General features: G+C 70.3%; 2 protein-coding genes. Both read right to left on the bottom strand.

The annotated features are described in order from the left end of the window. Window positions 1–1043: enoyl-CoA hydratase/isomerase family protein (locus tag AZG88_RS07885; protein ID WP_061697385.1), on the bottom strand; the 1043-nt coding region annotated here is incomplete at its 3' end. Then, window positions 1040–1681, bottom strand: a 642-nt coding sequence (locus AZG88_RS53415; protein ID WP_269455032.1) for an acyl-CoA dehydrogenase family protein, incomplete at its 5' end; no start/stop codon positions are given. The genes AZG88_RS53415 and AZG88_RS07885, both read right to left, overlap by 4 nt.

Below are 1681 nucleotides of genomic sequence, written 5' to 3'. Positions count from 1 at the left end.
CCGAGTTCGAGGTCGCCGAGTGGTGCGAAGAACGCGTCGACCCGCGCTGGGTCGACCTCCTCGATCGTGGCGGGCGACCAGTGCGGGTTGCGGTCCTTGTCCACGACCTGCGCCCGGATGCCCTCGACGAGGTCGGGTGAGCGCAGGCAGGCGACGGACACCCGGAACTCGTCATCGAGGACTTCCTCGAGACTGCCGGCCTGCCGGGCGCGGCGCAGCGATTTCAGGGTGACCGCGCACGCGGTCGGCGACTTCGAGCGCACCTGCTCGGCCGCCTTCTCCGCCTCGGGCACCCCACTGCCGCGCAACCGGGCGACGATGTCGGCGACAGTGTCGGCCGAGTACGCGGCGTCGATCCAGTCCTGCTGCGCCAGCAACTCCGATGCCGGTGCCGGTTCGGTGAACGCGCCGAGCGCCTCCTGAACGGACGTCGTCGACAACGCGTCGATGAACTGCTCGATCCTCCCCGACGGGATGAAGTGGTCGGCGAACCCGCACGCGATCGCGTCGCCGGCGCTGAGCCGGGCGGTGGTCAGGGCGATGTGGGTGCCCAGCTCGCCCGGGGTGCGGGCCAGCAGGTAGGTGCCGCCGACGTCGGGGACGAACCCGATCCCGGTCTCGGGCATCCCGATCATCGACCGTTCGGTGACGATCCGCACGCTGCCGTGCGCCGACACCCCGACCCCGCCGCCCATCACGATGCCGTCCATGATCGCCACGTACGGCTTGCCGTAGTTCGCGATGGCCGCGTTGAGGATGTACTCCTCGCGCCAGAACTCCCGCGAACCGGTGCCCCCGTCCTTCGCGTCGTGGTAGATCGACACGATGTCGCCGCCCGCGCACAGGCCCCGCTCCCCGGCACCGGTGATCACCACCGCCCGGACCGCGTCGTCGCCGGACCATTCGGTCAGGGCCGCCGCGATCTGCCGGACCATCGCATGATTGAGGGCGTTGATCGCCCGGGGCCGATTGAGCACGATCCGGCCCAGACCGCCGCTCGTGGTGATCAGAACTTCCGGTTCCGCCGGTACCGCCTCGCTCATGCCGCTCCTCTGTTTCCGTGTCCGGCCCCCGCGACGACGCTGCGGGCGATGACCACCCGCATGATCTCGTTGCTGCCCTCGAGGATCTGGTGCACCCGCAGGTCCCGGACGATCTTCTCGATTCCGTACTCGGCAAGATAGCCGTACCCCCCGTGCAGCTGCAGCGCCCGGTTCGCGACCTCGAACCCGGTGTCGGTGGCGAACCGCTTCGCCATCGCACACAGCTCCACGACGTCGGGGGCGCCGTCCTCGAGCGCCGCCGCCGCCCGCCACAGCAGGGTGCGGGCCGCCTCCAGTTCGGTGCGCATGTCGGCGAGCTGGAACTGCAGTGCCTGCGAGTCGATCAGCGGCGACCCGAACGCCTTCCGGTCCCTCAGGTAGGCGACGGCCTTGTCCAACGCGGTCTGCGCGCCGCCCACCGAACACGCCGCGATGTTGAGCCGGCCACCGTTCAGGCCGGCCATCGCGATCCGGAAACCACCGCCCTCGGACCCGAGCAGATTCGCCGCCGGCACCCGCACGTCCTCGAAGATCACCTGCCGGGTGGGCTGGGCGTTCCAGCCCATCTTCACCTCGTTCGGCCCGAACGACAGACCCGGCGACCCCTTCGGGACGATGAACGCCGAAATCCCCCGCGG

It is taken from the genome of Rhodococcus sp. LB1, assembly GCF_001583455.1.
GTDB classification, from domain to species: Bacteria; Actinomycetota; Actinomycetes; order Mycobacteriales; family Mycobacteriaceae; genus Rhodococcus_F; species Rhodococcus_F opacus.
Note: the sequence above shows the minus strand (reverse complement) of the source record. Positions and strands in the feature narration are given on the sequence as shown.